General features: G+C 58.0%; 14 protein-coding genes. 11 read left to right on the top strand and 3 right to left on the bottom strand.

Annotated elements, in window-relative coordinates; translation table 11 throughout:
* Nucleotides 1-254: 254 nt before the first annotated feature.
* The 7 genes from E6C55_RS18200 to bglB all read left to right on the top strand — a co-directional run bounded on the left by E6C55_RS18200 (nt 255) and on the right by bglB (nt 12,456).
* Nucleotides 255-1,895, top strand: a complete 1,641-nt coding sequence (locus E6C55_RS18200; RefSeq protein WP_168735719.1) for an ABC transporter substrate-binding protein — start codon at nt 255-257, stop codon at nt 1,893-1,895.
* A gap of 60 nt (nt 1,896-1,955) precedes the next feature.
* Complete coding sequence (locus E6C55_RS18195; protein WP_136371239.1) at nt 1,956-2,858, top strand: carbohydrate ABC transporter permease; 903 nt, start codon at nt 1,956-1,958, stop codon at nt 2,856-2,858.
* Nucleotides 2,855-3,673 carry a carbohydrate ABC transporter permease gene (locus E6C55_RS18190; RefSeq protein WP_136371238.1) on the top strand — a complete coding sequence of 273 codons (819 nt, stop codon included), beginning with the start codon at nt 2,855-2,857 and terminating at the stop codon, nt 3,671-3,673. The genes E6C55_RS18195 and E6C55_RS18190 overlap by 4 nt, the downstream gene beginning before the upstream one ends.
* Before the next feature lie 28 nt (nt 3,674-3,701).
* A complete protein-coding gene (locus E6C55_RS18185) occupies nt 3,702-4,859 on the top strand; it encodes an SGNH/GDSL hydrolase family protein (RefSeq protein ID WP_168735718.1) in 1,158 nt (385 codons plus the stop codon).
* Between the two features lie 142 nt (nt 4,860-5,001).
* Nucleotides 5,002-9,102: a hypothetical protein gene (locus E6C55_RS18180; protein ID WP_136371236.1), complete on the top strand. Its 4,101-nt coding sequence runs from the start codon at nt 5,002-5,004 to the stop codon at nt 9,100-9,102.
* A gap of 25 nt (nt 9,103-9,127) precedes the next feature.
* Entirely contained in the window at nt 9,128-11,350 is a 2,223-nt protein-coding gene (locus E6C55_RS18175; RefSeq protein ID WP_136371235.1) for a carbohydrate binding domain-containing protein, read from the top strand.
* A 29-nt stretch (nt 11,351-11,379) separates the two neighbouring features.
* Complete coding sequence (gene bglB, locus E6C55_RS18170; RefSeq protein ID WP_136371234.1) at nt 11,380-12,456, top strand: beta-galactosidase BglB; 1,077 nt, start codon at nt 11,380-11,382, stop codon at nt 12,454-12,456.
* Between the two features lie 107 nt (nt 12,457-12,563).
* On the opposite strand, the gene larC is transcribed toward bglB, so the two are convergent.
* From larC to larE, 3 genes are read right to left on the bottom strand one after another with little or no spacing between them, the layout of a single operon-like run.
* Nucleotides 12,564-13,376: a nickel pincer cofactor biosynthesis protein LarC gene (gene larC / locus E6C55_RS18165; RefSeq protein ID WP_136371233.1), complete on the bottom strand. Its 813-nt coding sequence runs from the start codon at nt 13,374-13,376 to the stop codon at nt 12,564-12,566.
* A 4-nt stretch (nt 13,377-13,380) separates the two neighbouring features.
* Entirely contained in the window at nt 13,381-14,073 is a 693-nt protein-coding gene (gene larB / locus E6C55_RS18160; RefSeq protein WP_136371232.1) for a nickel pincer cofactor biosynthesis protein LarB, read from the bottom strand.
* A complete protein-coding gene (gene larE, locus E6C55_RS18155; RefSeq protein ID WP_230986738.1) occupies nt 14,073-14,906 on the bottom strand; it encodes an ATP-dependent sacrificial sulfur transferase LarE in 834 nt (277 codons plus the stop codon). Before larE ends, larB begins: the two co-directional genes overlap by 1 nt.
* A gap of 239 nt (nt 14,907-15,145) precedes the next feature.
* On the opposite strand from larE, the gene E6C55_RS18150 reads away from it, so the two are divergent.
* Genes E6C55_RS18150 through E6C55_RS18135 form a run of 4 tightly spaced genes read left to right on the top strand, consistent with a single transcriptional unit; the run spans nt 15,146 to nt 19,970 of the window.
* A complete protein-coding gene (locus E6C55_RS18150; RefSeq protein ID WP_136371230.1) occupies nt 15,146-15,928 on the top strand; it encodes an HAD family hydrolase in 783 nt (260 codons plus the stop codon).
* A gap of 4 nt (nt 15,929-15,932) precedes the next feature.
* The gene (locus E6C55_RS18145) at nt 15,933-16,934 is read left to right on the top strand and encodes a DUF4432 family protein (protein ID WP_136371229.1); all 1,002 of its coding nucleotides are present in this window, start codon (nt 15,933-15,935) and stop codon (nt 16,932-16,934) included.
* Nucleotides 16,924-18,912 (top strand): hypothetical protein, encoded by a 1,989-nt coding sequence (locus E6C55_RS34225; RefSeq protein WP_211093608.1) that lies wholly within the window; start codon nt 16,924-16,926, stop codon nt 18,910-18,912. Before E6C55_RS18145 ends, E6C55_RS34225 begins: the two co-directional genes overlap by 11 nt.
* The gene (locus tag E6C55_RS18135; protein ID WP_136371228.1) at nt 18,912-19,970 is read left to right on the top strand and encodes a bifunctional heptose 7-phosphate kinase/heptose 1-phosphate adenyltransferase; all 1,059 of its coding nucleotides are present in this window, start codon (nt 18,912-18,914) and stop codon (nt 19,968-19,970) included. Before E6C55_RS34225 ends, E6C55_RS18135 begins: the two co-directional genes overlap by 1 nt.
* Nucleotides 19,971-20,002: the final 32 nt, after the last annotated feature.

Genomic DNA, 20,002 nt, shown 5'->3' with positions numbered 1-20,002 from the left:
ATGACCATGGATCACGTTTGTTTTAAAGAATATTACCACCGAGGAGATGGAAGCGCAATCATGCGGAAGGCAAGGTGTTGAATTTTACACCTTGCCGTTATTTTTCTTCTTGAAGCGATTACATGCGAACGATTACGATTTGGAATGTAATGGCGGCGCTGCCTTGCTTATCAGATATAACAAAGGGGATGAATGCATTGAGTCTTATCAAGAAATCCAAATCGCTTTCGCACAGAGCCGGAGGAGGGCGGCTAGTGCTTGCAGCGTCATTATCCTTGACGGTTATGCTGGCCGGCTGCAGCTCTAACAAAACGGAGGAGAAATCTCCTTCCGCCTCCTCGACGCAGCCTACGGCATCATCCGCTTCGGCTTCGCCGACGGCAAGCGGTTCGATTCCGTCCGACAAGGAGTTCAAGATCAAGCTTATGTCCTGGCACGGGGGAGAGGAGCAGTACGGGCCTGCCTACAATAACGCCTTTGAGGCATACATGAAGCTGCATCCGAACGTGAAGATCGAGCACCTGTATCAGCCGAACGCCAACAATGGATATACGAAGCTGCTGGACACGCAGTTCGTATCCCATGAAGCGCCGGATGCGATGATGCTCCCCAATCAGGACGCCGCCAAATATGCGAACCAGGACTATCTGCTGACATTGGACGGTTACCTGCAATTGCCCTCCGCGTACAATTCCGACCAGGCAACCTGGCTGGATACGTTCAAGGGTGGAGAGAACAGCTTCTCCAGCGCCAAATCGGGCAACAAGTACGGCGCGATCATCATGATTCCCGTAGACGGCGGCCCGGGCTCGAGCCCCTTGATTCCGTTCTATTACAACAAGGACATATTCGACAAAGCCGGCATTACGGAGGTGCCGGAGACGTGGGCCGAATTGCTGGAAGCGTGCCAAAAAATCAAGGATCTCGGAATCGATCCGGTCGCGGCTGACGGCAACCGGTTCCTGCAATGGATGGACGCATTCAGCGGCTATCAGTTGGAGCCCGGCCACGTGGCCAATCTGTTCGACGAGAAGTACCGAATCAAAGAGATGAAGGTGGATTTGCGCAGAGTCGCCATCGCAACCGGCATGTACAAAGCCGACGATCCGGTAGAAGCCGCTTCGCTCGATCTAATGAAAGAGTTCTCGCAGTATTGGCAGCAAGGCTGGGCAGCAATCAACGAAGATCAGGCCAAACAGATATTCCTGCTCGGCAAAGCAGCCATCTACATGGACGGGAACTGGGATTACTCGTACTTCGAGAAAAATATCAAGGGCTTCACGTTCGACGTCATGCCCTTCCCTGTCATCACCAAAGAAACGACGCCGTTCGCATCCGAGATGCTGCCGGTGGCGGGAGACCAGCAAAGCGGCGGCTGGGGTCTGAACAAGGATCTGGAGAAGGATGAGGAGAAGCTGAAGGTCGTCCTCGACATCTTCCAATTCCTGACCAGCAAGGAAAATCAGCAAACAATGTCGGACGAAGGCGTATTCGTACCGGTCGTCAACAATGTAGACGTCACGAGCAAAATCCAGGCCTTCATTGCCACCGACAAAAATAAAATTGCTTCGAATCAACTCAACGAGGTTCCGTTGTTTAACGAGTCCACCGACGGCAAGGCGATCCTGCAGCTGTGGTTGACCGGTCAGGCGGACAAGGCAGCGACGATGAACAAGCTTCATGAACAGGCGGTAAACAACGTCAAGAAAAAAATCGTCGAGGCGCTGGATAATGAAGTCGGCGTTCCTTCGCAAATCAAGACATTGGAAGCCCAGCTTGAAGAGTTGAACTCGACCAATGCTCCCGAGAACGTGAAGAAAGCCACGGAAGACAGCCTGGCCGTTGCCAAGCTTAAGCTGGAGTTCTATCAGCAGTTTGCCGACGCGGCCAAGTAAGCTCGGAAGAAAGGGGAGGGAAGCCTCCCCTTATTCATCCAAGAGAGGTGCTATAAGATCATGAGCGCGTTAGCTGCGGTAACCAGCAAGAAAAAGGCGGCCCGGTTTGTCGGGTATGCTTTTGTTCTGCCGGCCGTTCTGTTCACGGCAATATTCGATTATTTTCCGATGCTGGACGGCATTTGGCATTCCTTCTATAGATGGAACGGAAACAATATCGAAATTTTCGTCGGTCTCGGCAATTTCAAAGAAATTTTGAGTGACAGCGTATTTTGGACATCCGTCCGCAACATGCTCTTTTTTCTCGTCTGCAACATCGTGCTGATGCTTCCGACGCTGGTGGCAAGCATCGTGCTCTTTCGCATCAAGCATTCGCGCTGGCAGTACGCATACCGGGTCTTGATGTGCATTCCGATGTTTATTCCGGGCATTGTCATCATGCTGCTTTGGCAGTTCTTATACAACCCGCAATACGGATTCCTGAATCAACTGCTGGCTTCTTGGGGCTTGGAAAATCTTCAACAGTTGTGGCTCGGCGATCCGGCGATGGTCAAGTGGTGTCTCGTATTCATCGGGTTTCCATGGATCGGTTCCATTGCCCTGTTGATTTATTTGGCCGGGCTGCAAAATTTGGACAGCAGCATATGGGACGCAGCGGCGATCGATGGCGCGAGTCCCTTGCAGCGGGCGTTGTCCATTGAAATTCCTCTCCTGAAGGGGCAATTCAAACTGAACCTGATCAGTGTGCTCGCCGGCGCCGTTACGGGCTACAACCTTCAGCTTGTCGTCACGAACGGCGGCCCCGGCTTCTCGACTACCGTGCCGGGCTTGTACATGTATCAGCATGCGTTCGGCTCCGTCAATGCGGATTACGGGTATGCCTCGGCCGTCGGCTTGCTCCTCTTCCTGATCGCGCTGCTCATTTCGTTGCTGTCCATGAAGTTTATTAGGAGCGAAGAATGATGAAGAACACCGCCGAATTTGGCAAGCATCTATTCCTGATCGTTCTTGGCTTGCTGTTGCTGTACCCTCTAATCCTGATGCTGCAGATGTCCGTCAAAAATACGGAACAAATCGTCTACGACTTTTTCGGACTTTCCGGTCCTTTCCACTTGGAAAACTATGCGCGAGCCTGGGAGGAAGTCAGCCCGATGATCTGGAACAGCGTGGTCATGGCGGGAGGAAGCGCGATGATCAGCGTATTCGTCTCCGGGCTGGCCGGCTACGGATTCGGTAAGCTGAAGTTTGTCGGCAAGGAGCCTCTGTATTGGCTGATCTTTGCCAAAATGATGCTTCCGGGCGTGCTGAATCTGATTCCCTCCTTCGTACTGGCCTGGAAGCTCAATCTGCTGAACTCGTATTTTGCGGTCATTCTTTTTGCCGTTGGAGGCGCACAGCCCTTCTGGGTGTTCGTCATGCGGACCTTCGTGCAGGGACAGCCGAAGGAGTTGTTCGAGAGCGCCAAGGTTGACGGGGCCGGCGAATTTCGCACATTCCTGTTCCTGGCTGTGCCGCTGCTCCGGCCGGTGCTTACCTTATCGGCGCTTAACGTATTTATTAACGTGTGGAATGACTACATCTGGCCATTGGTGACGATCCAATCCTTCGACAAGCGGCCGATCACGACCGGTCTTGCGTATCTCGCCACCACGCATGTCGGGGAATACGGTCCGTTAATGGCCGGGTATGTGATTGCCAGCGTCCCGTTAGTCATTCTGTTCTCGCTCGGAATGAGGCAGTTCGTTCAGGGGCTCACCGGCGGGGCTGTAAAACTGTAGCCGACAGATTCGCGAAGGGAGCATGAGCATGCGCGGAGCGCCGCAGGAAGAACGTTTCTCCGATTATACCTTACGCAACGGGCTGAGATCTTGCTATGGCAAAATGAACCGAGGAGAGGCGACCACAGTCGCTTTCCTCGGCGGCTCGGTCACGGCCGGCGAGGGGGCTTCGGATGCGGAAGGAACAAGCTACAGGGCGCTGGTCTGCGCTTATTTGCGAGAGAGGTTTCCCGGAACTCCATTTACATTCGTCAATGCCGCCATCGGCGGGACGGATTCCGTATACGGCGCGTTTCGTCTGAATGCGCATGTATTCGGCGGCGGTGGGGCCGACCTGCTGGTCGTGGAATTCGCGGTAAACGATGACGGTAACCGAACGAAATCGGTCAGAGCGATGGAAGGCATCGTCAGGCAGGCTAAACGGATCAATCCGCTTGTCGACATTCTATTCGTTTATACGGCAAACAGAAAGGCTGCGGAATCGTTTGCCGAAACCGGAAAGCCGCAGATCAACATTGCCCATCATGAAGAAGCGGCGGTTCACTACGGGCTTCCATCCGTCGATATCGCCAGCCGGATTTACAGGATGATTGCGGCAGGGAACTTGCGTTGGGAAGAGATCAGCGGCGATTCCGTCCATCCCAACGATTATGGCTATTCGCTGTATGCGCAATATTTGAGGGAGGTGATGGACGATATGCTGCGGTCGGACGGGGGGGAAGGAACCGCCGTTCCGCTGCGGTCCGAACTCTTGGATCCGATGTGCTACGACCGCGCGCGTCTTAAAGAACCGCTCTTGGCTGAGCGCGTATCCGGCTGCCGCATGGTTTACGACTGGACGAATGAGCAAGCGTGCAACTGGACGCCTCCAGCGAATATCTTTCTCGCAGAACGGGCTGGTGCAAGCTTCCGTCTTCGCTTCGTCGGTACGGCGGCTGGCATCGTCATGCTGGCCGGCATGGAGACCGGCGATGTGGAGTATTCCATTGACGGCGGGCCTTACCTGTTGAGGAGAGTTTTCGATTCGCATTGCGAGAAATTTTACAGACCCAAAGCAGTGCTGCTGGCTGACGGATTGGCCGACGGACCGCATTGGCTGGACGTTCGCGCAGCTGAATCGAAGGATGCGCGCAGCAAAGGCAATCGGCTTCACCTCACGCACTTTCTTGTGAATGGAAACGAATGATCGAGCCATCAAACGATGAAAGGTTGTGAATCGTGTGCGCTTGAATAAAATCATAGGACTGATTCTCTGCATCTGCTTGGGGTTAGTGCCAGGCGTGTCATCTTATGCGGCGACCTATCAGACCCATTCCGGTTGGTTCGAAATGACCAAGCCAGTTCCGGCCGACTGGACGGGAAAACGAATTTATTTGAATTTTACCGGGCTTCAGGGAGACGCGATCGTATGGGTGAACGATAACGAGATAGGTGAGGTCAGCGGGCCGAATACCCGAATCGATATCACAAGCGCGGCTGTGCCCGGAACCGACGCCAAGATTCGGCTGTGGGTCACCAATTACTGGATCGGCACGGAAAGCAGTCGCCAAAGCGATCCTTTCCGCGACAATACGATCAAAGATGTCGCCAAAAGCCGTTATCAAAATGACGAGAGCGCCTACATGAAGACCGTTCCCGCTGGCGTGACGGGAAGCATCTCGCTGCAGGCCGTGCCTTATCCGGCGGAAATCAGCAATATTCTGGTGCAGCCAAGCTACAGGGAGAGCGCGCTGAAGCTGAATGTGGACTACATTCCGCATGAAGCCATTCCGGGCGCCAGGTTTAAGGTGAACGTGACGGAAACGGACGGCAGCTCGGAAGATTTGCCGGCCGTGGAAATTCCGGTTGCCGATACAGGGGCCGCGAGCGGCGAGATTCAGCAGCAGCTTGTGATTCCATGGTCCGATCCCCATCTGTGGGAAGTCGGAGCGGCTTATTTGTACAAGGTACAGGTGCAGCTCATCGATGCCGGAGGCCAAGCGATCGACATCGTCGACCCCGTTCGATTCGGATTCCGCGAGATCTGGACGGAGGGCAAGGAATTGATGCTGAACGGGCATCCGCTGAAGCTGCGGCCCGCTTATTTCACGCTGGGCGTATCGCAGATGAAGTTCTACGAGGGCATGGGCTTCAACGCGATCGTCATTCAGCCGAACGATACGTGGTGGTTTGGGGAGAAGGGGCTATTCCCCCAGGACATCATGCAGGCGGGAAGCAAGGAGCTGCTTGACGCGGCGGACGAGAACGGATGGGCCGTACTCAGTCCGGCGCCGAGCATCAACCATATTTATGACAAGGTGGATGTGGAAGACCCCGTCGCCCAGCAGAAATATCTCGATTATTTCAAGATGTGGTCGCGCGAGTTGGACCGGCAGAACCGTCCTTCCATTCTCATGTGGTCGCCTTCGATGAACAAGGATACCGGTCCGGTGCGCGGACCCGATGATTTGGGCCAGGAGCCGACGAAGTATACGCCGCCGCCATGGCTTAACAAGGTTGTGGATCTGATCAAGTCGGTCGATCCTACCCGGCTCGTCTACAATCACGACGGGGGCCAGACGGCGGATATGGGAGCGACCAATCTCTATCTGAATTTCATGCCGCTGCAGGAGCGGGAGAACTATTTGGCCGAATGGAGCGAGAACGGAACGAAGCCCTGGGGAGCCATCGAGATGGGCACGTTGTTTACCGCCAACTTCTTCAAGCCGGCCAACGTCCCGCTTTACACCGAGTATTCGGCCATCTACTTCGGCGATCAGGCTTATGAGGATGAGAAAGACTCCTATATCGACTATTCGCTGGATACGATTGAGCAGCCGATCGTCAACGCCTTCACCGGCAGTGACTACTTCGCGCAGAAGGGATATGCCGCCCGGGTTGGCAATTACACCTCCTACTATAAAATGATGGATTTATTCACCAGAAACACGAATGAATCCTGGCGGACTTGGGGGGTTAACGGAGGGCTGTTTCCATGGATCTTCGATGTGGGCTTCGGCATTCCGCCCGGACATGTGGATTCGCGAGGCATCAATTACACCTACAACGAGCTGGCGAATGCGGACCAGGCAACGCTCAAGAACAGGCCGGAATGGGCCAATCCGATCTATGACGCCTTCCGGGATACGATGCAGCCGCTTCTGGTGTACATCGGAGGGCCCGAGAACAACTTTACGGCCAAGGATCACAATTATACGGCGGGAGAAACCGTCCATAAGACGATCGACGTCGTTTGGGACGGCCCCGGATCGAAGCAACTGACCGTAGCTTGGCAGGCGAAATCGGGAGATCAGGTATTCGCTGACGGCGAGGAAACGTTCAATCTGTCGGCCGGTTCGGTCGAGAAAAGAGAAATCGCGTTCACGGTTCCGAGTGTCGGCGTCAAGACTTCCGGGGAAGTGAGCATTTCGGTTCACGACGACGATATGAATGCGGATACGACGACAGATAACTTTGCAATGACGTTGTTCCCGGTGCAAGGGAGCGCCGGTACGCTGCAATCCCGGTGGGGGATCTACGATCCGACAGGAATAACGACTGCCGAGCTGGCCAAAATCGGCGTGTCGGCAACGCCGGTTGCGCTCGGAGACGATCTTGCGAATATCGACGTGCTTGTGATCGGATACAAGGCGCTGAGCGCAAACAAGGAGCTGCCGTTTAAGCCCGAGGACATCAGCGCAGGGAAGAGAGTCCTCTTCTTCGAACAAGATCTGGACAGTTTGGAGAATATGGGATTTCGGGCTCAGGATGTCGTTTCGCGCTATGCGTTTGCACGGGTTAAGGATTCTCCTATTCTTGAAGGGATTGATGACGCCGATCTGACGAACTGGCGCGGCGCAGGGGAATTGCTGCCGACTACCTCCGAAGGGATGCGCGTGTGGCCTTGGAAGCACGCGGTGCATGTCGGCAATGATGGTTCCGTTGCTTCGGTCGTTATCGAAACGCCGCAGAAAGGCGCATTCACGCCTCTAATCGAAGCCGAATTCGATCTGGCGTACAGTCCGCTGCTGGAATGGAAGGACGGCGCGGGGAAGGTGCTTTACTCCCAATTGGATCTGTCCGGCAGAATCGGCGTGGAGCCGGTGGCCACGAAGCTTGCGGTTAATCTGATTCGCGATTTGGACCAGCCTGCTGCGCAGACGGAACAGACGAAACGGATCGTTTATTTGGGGGGGAATGCGCAAGATATTGCCTTGCTCTCGGATTCCGGCTTCCGTTACGCCGCCATTGCCGGCGATGAACTTGGCACGCTTGCCGGCGACGAGGATATTCTGGCGATCGGCAGCAACTCGATCGGCAGCCTGACCCCAAGCCAGATATCGGCTATTCGAGATTACGTTCAGGCCGGCGGCACGGCGTTTGTCCTCCCGCAAAGCCAGGCTGATCTGACAAATGCCGGCTTGGCGTGGGACATTACGTTGAAGACGGCGACGCTGACCAAAGTTGCTCCGTCCAGCATTCAAGCAACGCCGCTTCTTCAGGGAGTAGGCCCCCAATTGCTCCATTGGCGTTCCTTCTTGGACTTGAACCCGGTGGACGGTATTACCGGCCAGCCGTCCGCGCAGAAGTTGCTGGACGGATTGCTGCTTCAGGTTCCCGACGGCAACGGTTTATGGCTGTTCGATCAGTTGGACGCTTCCGCTCTAGATGACGGCAGCGCCAATCTGAAGCGGACTCGTTGGAATGCGAAGAGACTAATCGGACAACTGCTCACCAATCTAGGCGCACAGACCGGACCGGGTGTCGCGGAGCAGATGTACGCGGGAGAAGTTGCAGAACCGGTAAACATCTCCGATTGGATGGTGGCGTCGAAGGCTTACGATATATCCGCCTCGACAACGACTGTTAATGGCAAGACCGCGCTGCCTGCGCTTGGCGCCGAACTCGAGGCCGAAACCTGGCTGAACGATCCGCAGCAGCCGCTGCCCGACGGATTGGCCTGGGAGACCAAGACGATGGATGCCAACGGATTTCTGAGCTTCTCCTCCATCGCCGCTCCGCAGACCGGCAAAGCAGGGGTCGCGGTAGCCTATCTATATAGCAGCCGAGCAAGAGAGGCAACCTTCTCCTTGTCCAGCGACTGGTGGTTCGTCCTGAAGGTTAACGATACGGCATACGAGGATCAAAGCGTAACCGGCCGAACCCCCAACGCCGCCAATCCGGGGGAAGTGAATGTGAAGGTTCCGCTGCAGCAAGGGTGGAACAAGGTAGAGATGAAGGTCGGGTCAGGCAGCGGTGCCTTCGGCTTCTGGTTTACGGTGACCGATCCGGGAGACCTGAGGGTCTCGGCCTCGGTAACGGCTCCGACAACTGCGCCTGTCGACTTGCCGCCGGCCGAGTCGCTTCGGTCCGAGCCTGTCGACGCCACGCTGTTGTACGCCGATTCGTTGAAGAAAGAAGACGATGTGTACGGCTTTACGGCGTGGTAAATCCAAATGAAACGAGGAGATTGCCATGAGAAGTAGGATTATCTCATTAATATCCTTGCTGCTTGCCCTGACGGTTGGTCCGCTGTTCGCGGCGCCGACGTATGCGGATGCTGTCGTTCGCGAAGAAGTTCAACTTGATTCGTGGAATTTCCAATTCGGTCCGGATTCGGCGACGTCGCCGAATCCGGCCAACTGGATAAGCGTAAACACGCCGTATTCGTGGTATCCCCATCTGACCAGCGACGACCCTAATCTGGTGCTGAATCCGGGCTTCGAAGACGGTACAACCTCGTGGGCGCCGAATCCGACAACGGCGGTACTGACTGTTGATTCAACCGACAAGCATTCCGGAGAGGCTTCGGGCAGAATCACCGGCCGCACCGCTATCTGGAACGCTCCCCAGCAAGACGTTACGGGTCTGCTGAACGAGAGAGGACAGGGCACCTACAACGGTTCCTTCTGGATCAAGCTGGCATCGGGGGCGGATACAGCCACGCTCACTCTGGCCGTAACGGCAACGGGTCAAACAACGAAGTATATCAACCTGGCGGCAGGAGCCGCGGGCAGCGCTTCTTTCACTCAAATATCCGGAGGAAAGAATGTCACGTGGGAAGGAACCTTGACCAAGGCGCTGCTGTATGTCGACACCAAAGCGCTGCTTGTCGACTTCAACATTGACGATGTCAGCATGATCAAACAAGTGGAATCGATTCCGACTTCCATCTCGTTGGGCCAGGACACGGCAAATTTGTCGCTAGGGGAAACGAAGACGGTTACGGCAACTGTCTTGAACCAGAGCGGAGAGGCAATCGACGGGTTGGCGATCGCGTGGTCCAGCGCCGACCCGAGCGTTGCCGCCATTAGCAACACCGGCGTAATTACCGGAGTCCATGCGGGCGCCACGACGATTCAGGCAAGCTATGGCAATCTATCGGCAGCGGTATCCGTAACGGTCGATCCGAATTTGGCGCACAATCCGGGCTTTGAGAACGGAGTCGCCTCATGGCTGGCAAATCCGACGACGGCCGTGTTGATGCCGGATACCTCCGTCAAGCACTCCGGCGACGCTTCCGGCAGAATCAGCGGCCGAACCGCCATATGGAATGCTCCGCAGCAGGACATTACCCAAGCATTGAACGCAAGCGGGCAGGGCACCTACGACTCGTCCGCCTGGGTGCAACTGGCGTCGGGATCGGATACAGCCACGCTGACGTTGGCCATATACGCGACAGGCCAAAGTGTGAAATATATACCGCTGGCGAGCGGAACGGCGAATTCTGCGGCATTCACGCAACTATCCGGCTCGGCGAATGTGACGTGGACCGGCACCTTGACGAAGGCGCTGCTGTATGTGGATACCAAGAAGCTGCTCGTTGACTTTAACATCGACGATGTCAGCATGATCAGGCAGGAGCCTCCGCAGGCGACGATTCTGACCGTCAATCCGCCAAGCCTGTCTCTGCTTCCTGGAGAATCGCAGTCCGTCACGGCCACGGTGTATGACCAGAACAATCAGGTTATGAGCGATGCGCCTGTAACTTGGATCAGTGACGATCCGATCATCGCCGCCATAAATAACGGCGTGGTGACTGGCGGCAGCTATGGGACTTCGGTCGTGCAGGCGATATACGGCTCCTTGAGCGCGGTCGTGATGGTTACAGTTAAGGACATGATACCGCCGCTGACGTCAGATAACGCGCCATCCGGTTGGATGAACAATGACGTTCTCGTCACGCTCGCTGCGAGTGACACAGGTTCAGGCGTGGAAGACACGTACTACACGATCAACGGCGGGGCTTGGCATCAAGGAACATCCGTATTGATTGCGGCCGAGGGAGTGTATACACTGTCCTACTGGAGTATCGACAAGGCAGGAAACTCAGAAGCGCCGCATACGACCATAGTCAAGATTGACAAGACGGCTCCGCTGCTGAATGTTCAATTGGATCGAACGTCGCTTTGGCCGCCCAATCATAAAATGGTGACGATTCATGCCGTGCTGAATTCGAGCGATGCTGCATCCGGCGTTGCATCGGTGATTCTTACTTCTATAACAAGCAATGAACCGGGCGGCGGTCAAGGCGATATTGAGGCTGCCCTAGGCACAGGGGCGACTTCATTCGGATTGCGCGCCGCAAGATCGGGCTCCGGAACAGGACGTGTATATACGATCACGTATACGATAACCGACAATGCCGGCAATCAATCTACGGCAACCTGTATCGTTACCGTGCCGCATAACCAATAAGGGATTCGCAAGGGCCAGGAGGCTATACGATGACGACTTCTTCCGAGACCAGCAGGCTTGCCTTAATCGACAAAGTAATCGATCAGATGAAGGAATTGAAGAGCGACTCGATCCTCGAGGATTGTCCGATCGGAATCATCTCGATGGAGAACTGGGAATGGCCCCAGGGCGTGGGTTTGTTTTCTCTGTATCTGTACTATAAGGAAACGGGGCGCAGGGACATTCTGGATTACCTTCGGCAATGGTTTGACAATCAAATCGCGCAAGGACTGCCGGATAAGAACATCAATACCATGTGCCCGATGCTGACGCTGACTTATTTGTACGAAGAGCTGCAGGACGAACGATACCTGAAGCTGTGCCGGGAATGGGGCCATTATGCAATGAACGAGCAGCCGCGAACAAAGGAAGGAGGGTTCCAGCATACCGTTTCCGGCCATCTCAATGAAGGTCAGCTTTGGGACGATACCTTGTACATGACCGTGTTGTTCGTTGCGCGCATGGGCCGGCTGCTCCAGGACGACTCTTACGTTCAGGAAAGCGTGCGCCAGTTTCTCGTCCATCTGAAATATTTGACGGATCCGGCTACCGGTTTATTTTATCACGGGTGGACTTTCGTCGAGAAGCATCACTACGCGAAAGCGCTGTGGGGCAGAGGCAATGCCTGGTACACGGCTGGCCTGGTCGATTATTTGGACATGGCTGACATCCCGGAAGCGGTGCGCGTGTTTCTGCTGTCCTCGCTGGAGCGGCAGGCGCACAAGCTCGCCGAGCTTCAGGCGGAATCGGGCATGTGGCATACGCTCATCGACGATCCGTCTTCTTACGTCGAGACTTCGGCTACAGCTGGGTTCGCTTACGGCATCCTGAAGGCGGTGCGCAAAGGCTATCTCGATCCGGCCTTCAAACCGGTAGCGGTCAAGGCGCTGAATGCCGTACTCGCTCAGATTGACGAGAATGGCGTCGTAAACGGAGTTTCCTACGGAACGGCAGTGGGCAGCACGCTGCAAAGTTACAAGGACGTGCCGTTATGTCCCATGGCTTACGGTCAATCGATGGCGCTTCTTGCATTGGTGGAAAGTTTGAAGCATGAATTGGCCGAGTGATGGCGCTATATGCGGAGATATGATTCATCAAGTCGGAGTCGGAGATAGTGGATTATAGCTGAAGAAGGGGCTTGGAACGGAGTGATCCGTTCCAAGCCCCTTGAACGTTAATGGTCATGATGATGGTCGTGGTCATGGTCATGGTGCTCGTGATGCTCATGGTGCTCGTGGGGATGACGATGATGATCATGCCCCAGATTCCCGACGACGGCGCGCAGCACGTTCGGCCGTTCCTCCAGATCCCGCGTTCCGGCGCCGTAGCCGACGGATTGCACGATCAAGGGCGGCAGCGCCGCACTGAATTCGTCGGCGAGCGCACGGACGATGCCGGCTCCCGTCGGCGTTGTCAATTCCTTGGCGATCGGCAAGGATGCCAGCGGGATGCCCTTCATGAGCTCCAGCGTCGCGGGCGCCGGCACGGGATAGACGCCGTGGGCGCAGACGACGGTTCCGCAGCCGAGCGGAACGGGCGAGCAGACGATGGTGTCGATGCCCAGCGATTCGAGCGCGAGCGCGACGCCGACCGTATCGACGATGGAATCGACCGCGCCGACCTCATGGAAGTGAACCTTCTCGAGCGGAATGCCGTGAATCTTGCCTTCCGCCTTGCCGATCGCTTCGAAGACGGCCAGGCTTCTGGCCGTCGCGCGCTCGGGCAGGCCGGCCTCGCGAATCCGCTTAACGATGTCGCCGTAATGCGCATGAGCGGCAGGCCGAACGTCCGGGTCCGGCAAGACGTCCGCCTTCATGGCGGAGATGCCCCGTTTGTTCACGCGGCTCCACCGCAGGGAATAGGGGGGCAGAGCCAGCTTGGCCAGCTCGGTCTCGATGTAGCGGGGATCGGCGCCGGCGTCGACGAGCGCCCCGAGCGTCATATCTCCGCTGATTCCGGCAATGCAGTCCAGATAAAGAATACTCATGCGGTCAGGTCTCCCTTCGGGTTTGTTTGTGGATCGAGGCGGCGGCATAGGCGGCGCCGAAGCCGTTGTCGATATTCACGACGGTGACTCCGGGGGCGCAGCCGTTGAGCATCGCGCCCAATGCGATCAGGCCGTTCAGGCCGGTTCCATAGCCGATGCTCGTAGGCACGGCAATGAGCGGCTTCGCCACCAGCCCTCCGAGCACGCTCGGCAGAGCTCCTTCCATGCCGGCAATCGCAATGACGACGTCCGCTTCGCGGATCAGCTCCAGCCGGGCGAACAGGCGGTGAATGCCGGCCACGCCGACATCGGTGATGCGCTCTACCCGGCTGCCCATCATCTCCAGCGTAACCGCCGCCTCCTGGGCGACGCGCAGATCGGAGGTGCCGGCGCAGACGACGGCAATATAGCCGCCGCGTTCCGGCTTCGGAGCGGGGCCGAACCCGGTCAGCATGCAGGCTTCCGCATGATAGTGCAGCCCGGGAACGCAGGCGGTTATCTGCTCCGCCTTTGCGGCGTCCACGCGAGTCATAAGCAGTCTGGAGGTGTGCGCGCTCATGCGCTCGGCAATCCCGATCAACTGTGCGGAGGTTTTGTTCTCGCCGAAGACGACTTCCGGGAATCCTAGTCGCTTCTCTCGGTCAATGTCCAGAAGGGCATAATCGTTTACGGGTTCCACACCCAGTTGGTCGGCCATCACGCCCCTCCCTTCGGCAGCGACTCGTTCATGCTGCCGGTTCGATAGCCTTGCAGGTCAAGCGTAACGTACTTGAACCCGAAGCCTTGCAGCGCCGCGGAGATCGCACGCTGCTGCTCGATTGCTCTGGCCATGTCTTGGGGCATCAGCTCCAGACGGGCAATATCGCCGTGGTGGCGAACCCGCACCTGATAGAACCCGAGATCGAGCAAGTATTGCTCCGACTTGTCCAGCATCTCGATCTTCTCGCGGTCAATGGGCGTGCCGTACGGAATGCGGGAGGAGAGGCAGGCGAAGGAGGGCTTGTTCCAGGTCGGCAGCTTCCGCTCCTTGGACAAGGCGCGAATGTCGTCCTTCGTCATTCCCGCTTCCAGAAGCAAGCTGCGTACACCCGCTTCGCTCTTGGCCTTGAGGCCCGGACGGTAGTCGCCCAGGTCGTCAAGGTTGGTGCCGTCCAGAATATAAGGCAGGCCCTGCTCCGCTGCCAACCGTCTCAAGTGCGCATACAGGCCCTTCTTGCAGTGATAGCACCGGTCGGGCGCGTTGGCGACGAACTCGCGATTGTCCAGCTCGGAGATTTCCGTCAGCAGATGAGGGACGTTCATATCGGATGCCAGCTTCACCGCGGCTTCGAATTCCCGGCTCGGGAACGTCTCGGAGGCCGCGGTGACGGCTGTCACGCGCTCTCCCAGCTCCTCTTGCGCCCGCCTCAGCAGAAACGTGCTGTCCACTCCTCCCGAGAAGGCGACAAGCGCGCTTCCGAGCGAGCGGAGCAGCGATCCGAGCCGAGCGTCTTTTTCGCGTAAGATCGGGGCTGCGACATCTTCAATCATGGCGATCCTCCTGTTCATGAAGCGATAGATGATGGATCATAATCATTAAGAAAATACCCTGCGAGCTTGGCCGACAGGCTTCCGCGCTCGATATTGATTATAAGAGAGACGGGGGGCTAAGTAAATAATTTATTTAATAAGAAAATGCTTTTCATTTGCTCGCGGACTTGTTAAACTAGTTGTGTCAAGGTCTTGCTTTAACATAAAAACTTAATGATTAAGCTAAAGGTGGCGATCGCATGGCGTCCGTGAGAGCGGTATTGTTTGATTTCGACGGAACCGTCTCCACCCTCCGCGCGGGGTGGGAAGAAATCATGAGACCTTTTATGAAACAATCCATTGCAGGCGACAAACCGTTGACCGCAGCGCAGGAAGAGGAGCTGGAGCGCGAAATCGACGATTACATCGACCAGTCGACCGGCATTCAGACGATCTATCAGATGCAATGGCTGGCGGATAAGGCAAAGGAGAAGGGCTGGAACGAGTCCGTTCTGGACCCGTGGCAATACAAGGCGATCTACAACGAGAGGCTGCTGGCGCGAGTGAATGAGCGCGTCAAGCGGCTTGGCGAAGGCAAGCTGCAGGCGGAAGACTATCTGATCAAGGGAGCGGCCGCTTTGATACGGGAATTGCATGGCCGGGGCATCGAGATGTATGTGGCAAGCGGAACGGATCACCCCGATGTCGTGCGGGAAGCCGAGGTGCTGGGCATCGCTCCGTATATGACCGAGATTGCCGGAGCTCCGGTCGGCAAGGCGGAATGCTCCAAGGAGAAGGTGCTGCAGGACCTGATCCGGGACAAGGGGTTCAGCGGAGCGGAGCTGGCCGTGATCGGGGACGGCAAGGTCGAGATACGGCTCGGCAGAGAGGCGGGCGGCATTGCGCTCGGGCTGGCGAGCGACGAGGAACGAAGAGAAGGGCTGAATCCGGTGAAGCAGCGGCGGCTCGAGGCGGCCGGCGCGCAGTGGATCGCGGGAGACTTCAGCCGACCTGAAGACTGGCTGTCGCGATTGGGGCTATAACCGAATGTCATCCTACTACAAACCTTATCGCAATCATGGCTGTCGGCTTACGGAAGACCTGCAATACAAGGGATATCGCGCCCTGATGCTGGAGAACGACCTTCTGCAGGTGATGCTGCTCCTGGATCGGGGAGGGGAGCCGGTCCGCTGGCTGCACAAGCCGACGGATACCGACTTGATCTGGCATACGCGAACGGGGCTGCTTCCGGCGCACGGCCTGTATCCCGATTACCAGATGACTTATTTGGGCGGCTGGCAAGAGATGCTGCCTGAGGTGAGCCGGACCCATGAGTACCGGGGAACGACGGTGCACCGGGGGGAGACGTCGATCACGCCTTGGGATTACGCGCTGGTTCGCGAGGACGAGGATGAGCTTCGTGTCCGGTTGACCAACCGCCTTCGCTCGCTGCCGCTGAAGGTGGAGAAAACGTTCATTATGAGGCGTGGAGAAACGACGGTGCGCTTGGAGGAAACGGTGTACAACGAGTCGCAGGTGCCGATGGAATTCAATTGGGGGCATCACCTGGCTTACGGGGCGCCATTCCTGAGCGAACGATCGCGCATCGCATTCCGGCCCGGCCTGGCGGTGACGAATATGGAGAGCGGGGAGCGCAGCGCCTGGCCGGCGATGCCGGGGATGGCGGGGCCGATCGATCTCTCCGTCATGGCCGCGCCCGGCACGCCGCGACCGTTGCTGGCCGTGGAGTGTCCTGAGGGGGAATACCGCCTGACGGCCGGCAACGGCTCCGGCCTCTCGCTGGCGGTCCGTTGGGATGCGGCGGTATGGCCTTACGTGTGGTATTGGCAAAATTTCGCGGCCGATCCGGACGCTCCGTTCTTCGGCTGCGAGTACAACATCGGATTGGAGCCGTTTAACGTGCCGTCCAAGTGGACGCTGGCCGAAGCGGCGGAGCGGGGGGCTGCCCTGCAGCTCGGTCCAAGCGGCAGCTTGGCCGCGTGGCTGGAGTTCGAATTGAGCGAGGAGGGGAACGAGGATGAGGCATGAGCGGTTGCCGTTCGATGCGATCAAGACCAATTCCGTGTTTGCCCGGCGCAATCTCGTCACGATCCGCAATATGGCCCGGCCTTATTCGGATGCGCCCGAGGCGTGGCCGCAAGCGCGTCAAGAGCGGCAAGCTTTCGAGCAATTGATCGATGCCGTCGTCGCCGCCAGAGCGGCGGGCAAGCCGGTCATCTGGTCGATGGGCGCCCACGTCATCAAGAACGGCATGTCCCGCTACATCATCGAGATGGTGCGGCACGGCATCGTAACGCATGTATCGGGCAACGGGGCGACGAGCATTCACGACTTCGAGCTGGCCTTCCTCGGAGAGACGTCCGAGGACGTGGCCACTGCGATCGAGGACGGCTCCTTCGGGATGTGGGAGGAGACCGGCCGTTACATGAACGAAGCGATCCAGCTCGGCGCCGCGGACAACCTCGGCTACGGCGAGAGCCTGTATCGCTACTTGAACCGTTACCCCGAACGGTTCCCCCATTACGACGATTGCGTCTTCGTCCAATGCCAGCGTTCGGGCGTGCCTTATACGTGCCACATCTCGATCGGCACGGATATTATCCATCAGCATCCGATCGTCGACTTCGAGGCGCTGGGGCGAACGAGCGGCAACGACTTCGCGACGATGTGCCAATCCGTGGCGGAGATGGCGGACGGCGGCGTGTTCCTCAACTTCGGCTCCGCGATATCGGGGCCGGAGATCTTCCTGAAGGCGGTCAGTATTTGCCGGAATGAGCAGCTTCCGATGTCGCCAATCGTCGCGGCGAATTTCGATATCGTGCCCGTGTACGCGGAGGAGGTGCCGCCCCCAACCGCCTCCGAATTCTACTATCGCCCGCGCCGCAATTTTATCGATCGTCTCGGGCAGATCGGCGGGAAGGGATACTTGTTCCACGGCCTTCACCAAGCGACGATTCCGAATCTGTTCCACGGCGTGCTCCGGCGCCAGCGGGAGCTCGGCGCGGCGTTCCCGCGCTATGAGCGCGCGGAACGGCTGCCGCGCGAAGGCCGGAAGCTGTATCCGGTCGCGGAGCGGCCGGCAGCCCTTCGCGTCGGGATGCTGGAGAGGCCGCCGCAGCGCAAGGAATCCGGCTGGTCCGGCCAACAAGACGAGGCATTCCGCCTCTTCATTCAGCGCATCGAGGAAGCCCGCAAGCAAGGAGGCGAGGTGATCGTCTCGCTCGGCGGCAACGTGATCGGCAGCGGCGTATCGCCCGGGCTGATCGAGCTGATCGAGCGGGGAGTCGTTACCCATCTGGCGCTGAACGGCGCCGGAGCCTTCCAGGACGCCGAGCTCGCCGCCTTCGGCCAGACGGAGGAGCTGGATGCCGGGGCGCTGAGCGGCGGCAAGCTCGGCATGTGGGAAGAGCCGGGGGCGCTCGTTCATCGCGCGCTGCGGGAAGGGTACGGCAGAGGGCTCGGTTACGGAGAGAGCCTGATCGATCATATGAACCGGTTCCCCGAGCTGTATCCGCACGCCCGATTCAGCTTGCTGCATGCTTGCGGCCGTGCGGGCATCCCGTGCACCGTCCACGTCACGCTGGGGACGGACAGCATTCAGCAGCATCCGGACGTCGATTTCTCTGTGCAGGGAGGCGCGAGCGGCCGGGACTTCCGGATTTTCGCCGGCACGGTGACCCGTCTGGACGGGGGCGTCTACATGAATTTCGGTTCGACGGTTACGGGACCGGAGGTGCTGCTCAAGGCGCTGTCGATCGCGCGCAATCTGGGCCATGACGTCAGCCGGATCACGACGGCGAACTTCGATATCGTCAAGCTTGGGGATTATCGCCGCAAGGTCGGTTACGAGGATTGGGACTATTACTACCGTCCGCGCAAGAACATCATACATCGTCCGACAAGCCTGGGCGGGGACGGATTTCACTTCGAAGGCTTGCATCGGGAGACGATTCCGGCCCTGTGGCAAGCATTGACGAATCATAGAGACAGAGGGAGAGCAGAGTGATGGAACTCATGGAGCAAAACCGTGTGACGCAGCCGGCGGTTCGGCGGGCCGATGGCATCACCAAGGCGCGTATGGGCCAACTGCTGGACGGGTTCCGTTCGCTTCGCGCGGGGGTGATCGGAGATGTGTGCCTGGACGCCTATTGGGTGGCGGACCTGACGCGCAGCACGCTGTCGCGCGAGACGCCGCATTATACGCTGCCTATTGTAGACGAACGGTATTCGCCCGGCGCGGCCGGCAACGTTGCCGCCAATCTGGCGGCCTTGGGCTGCAGCGAAGTGACGATCTGCTCGGTTGTGGGCGACGATTGGCGGGGCGAGCTGTTAAAGGGTCTGCTGGCGGCTCGCGGCATCGGAACGTCTTATTTGATCACCGACCGCAATTGGACGACGCCCGCGTATTGCAAGCCGATCCGCACCGGCTTGCAGAACGTTCAGCAGGAGGATGCGAGGCTTGACTTCCAGAACTTCGGGCCGCTGCCCGCAGCGCTTGCCGAGAAGCTTGGCGAGATGCTCGATGCCATGGCCTCGCAGTGCGATATCATCGCCGTGACCGACCAGCTTCCGTTCGGCGTCATCGGCGACGGGATTCGCGGGAAGCTGAAGGAATGGGCGGCGAAGGGGAAGATCGTGGTGGTGGACAGCCGCGAGCGGATCGGGTTGTACCGTGGCATGATCGTGAAGCCGAACGAGGTGGAGGCCAGCGGCTGGTTCCGGGAAGAAGCGACGGCAAGATCGCCGGAGGAATGGGCGGAGCTGGCCCGCCGCTTGTCGGGAGAAGTGCAGGGCGTCTGCTGCATGACGCTGGGCTCCGAGGGCGCGATCTGGGTGGAAGGGGACAGTTGCGTGTTCGTGCCGACCCGGGCGGTGCCGCCTCCGATCGATATTGTCGGGGCCGGGGACGCCTTCGCCGCGGCTTCGTTATGCGCGCTCGGCGCCGGAGGGACGGGGCCGGAGGCGGCTGCGCTCGCTCATTGCGCTTCTTCGGTCGTCATCCGGAAGCTCGGCACGACCGGAACCGCTTCGCCGGATGAGATTCGTTCGGCGAATGCCGGATAACTCGTAAGGCAACGTCATTTTGAAGGGGGCAC

The organism is Cohnella fermenti (assembly GCF_004801405.1).
Classification (GTDB): domain Bacteria; phylum Bacillota; class Bacilli; order Paenibacillales; family Paenibacillaceae; genus Cohnella; species Cohnella fermenti.
The sequence above is the reverse complement of the archived record's forward strand: the minus strand, read 5'-3'. Positions and strand labels throughout refer to the sequence as shown.

What these genes read in the sequence shown, in the direction of transcription:
- E6C55_RS18195 (WP_136371239.1), top strand. Translation starts at nt 1,956, where the DNA reads ATGAGCGCGTTAGCTGCGGTAACCAGCAAGAAAAAGGCGGCCCGGTTT.
- E6C55_RS18190 (WP_136371238.1), top strand. Translation starts at nt 2,855, where the DNA reads ATGATGAAGAACACCGCCGAATTTGGCAAGCATCTATTCCTGATCGTT.
- E6C55_RS18185 (WP_168735718.1), top strand. Translation starts at nt 3,702, where the DNA reads ATGCGCGGAGCGCCGCAGGAAGAACGTTTCTCCGATTATACCTTACGC.
- E6C55_RS18180 (WP_136371236.1), top strand. Translation starts at nt 5,002, where the DNA reads ATGACCAAGCCAGTTCCGGCCGACTGGACGGGAAAACGAATTTATTTG.
- E6C55_RS18175 (WP_136371235.1), top strand. Translation starts at nt 9,128, where the DNA reads ATGAGAAGTAGGATTATCTCATTAATATCCTTGCTGCTTGCCCTGACG.
- bglB (WP_136371234.1), top strand. Translation starts at nt 11,380, where the DNA reads ATGACGACTTCTTCCGAGACCAGCAGGCTTGCCTTAATCGACAAAGTA.
- larC (WP_136371233.1), bottom strand. Translation starts at nt 13,376, where the DNA reads ATGAGTATTCTTTATCTGGACTGCATTGCCGGAATCAGCGGAGATATG.
- larB (WP_136371232.1), bottom strand. Translation starts at nt 14,073, where the DNA reads ATGGCCGACCAACTGGGTGTGGAACCCGTAAACGATTATGCCCTTCTG.
- larE (WP_230986738.1), bottom strand. Translation starts at nt 14,906, where the DNA reads ATGATTGAAGATGTCGCAGCCCCGATCTTACGCGAAAAAGACGCTCGG.
- E6C55_RS18150 (WP_136371230.1), top strand. Translation starts at nt 15,146, where the DNA reads ATGGCGTCCGTGAGAGCGGTATTGTTTGATTTCGACGGAACCGTCTCC.
- E6C55_RS18145 (WP_136371229.1), top strand. Translation starts at nt 15,933, where the DNA reads ATGTCATCCTACTACAAACCTTATCGCAATCATGGCTGTCGGCTTACG.
- E6C55_RS34225 (WP_211093608.1), top strand. Translation starts at nt 16,924, where the DNA reads ATGAGGCATGAGCGGTTGCCGTTCGATGCGATCAAGACCAATTCCGTG.
- E6C55_RS18135 (WP_136371228.1), top strand. Translation starts at nt 18,912, where the DNA reads ATGGAACTCATGGAGCAAAACCGTGTGACGCAGCCGGCGGTTCGGCGG.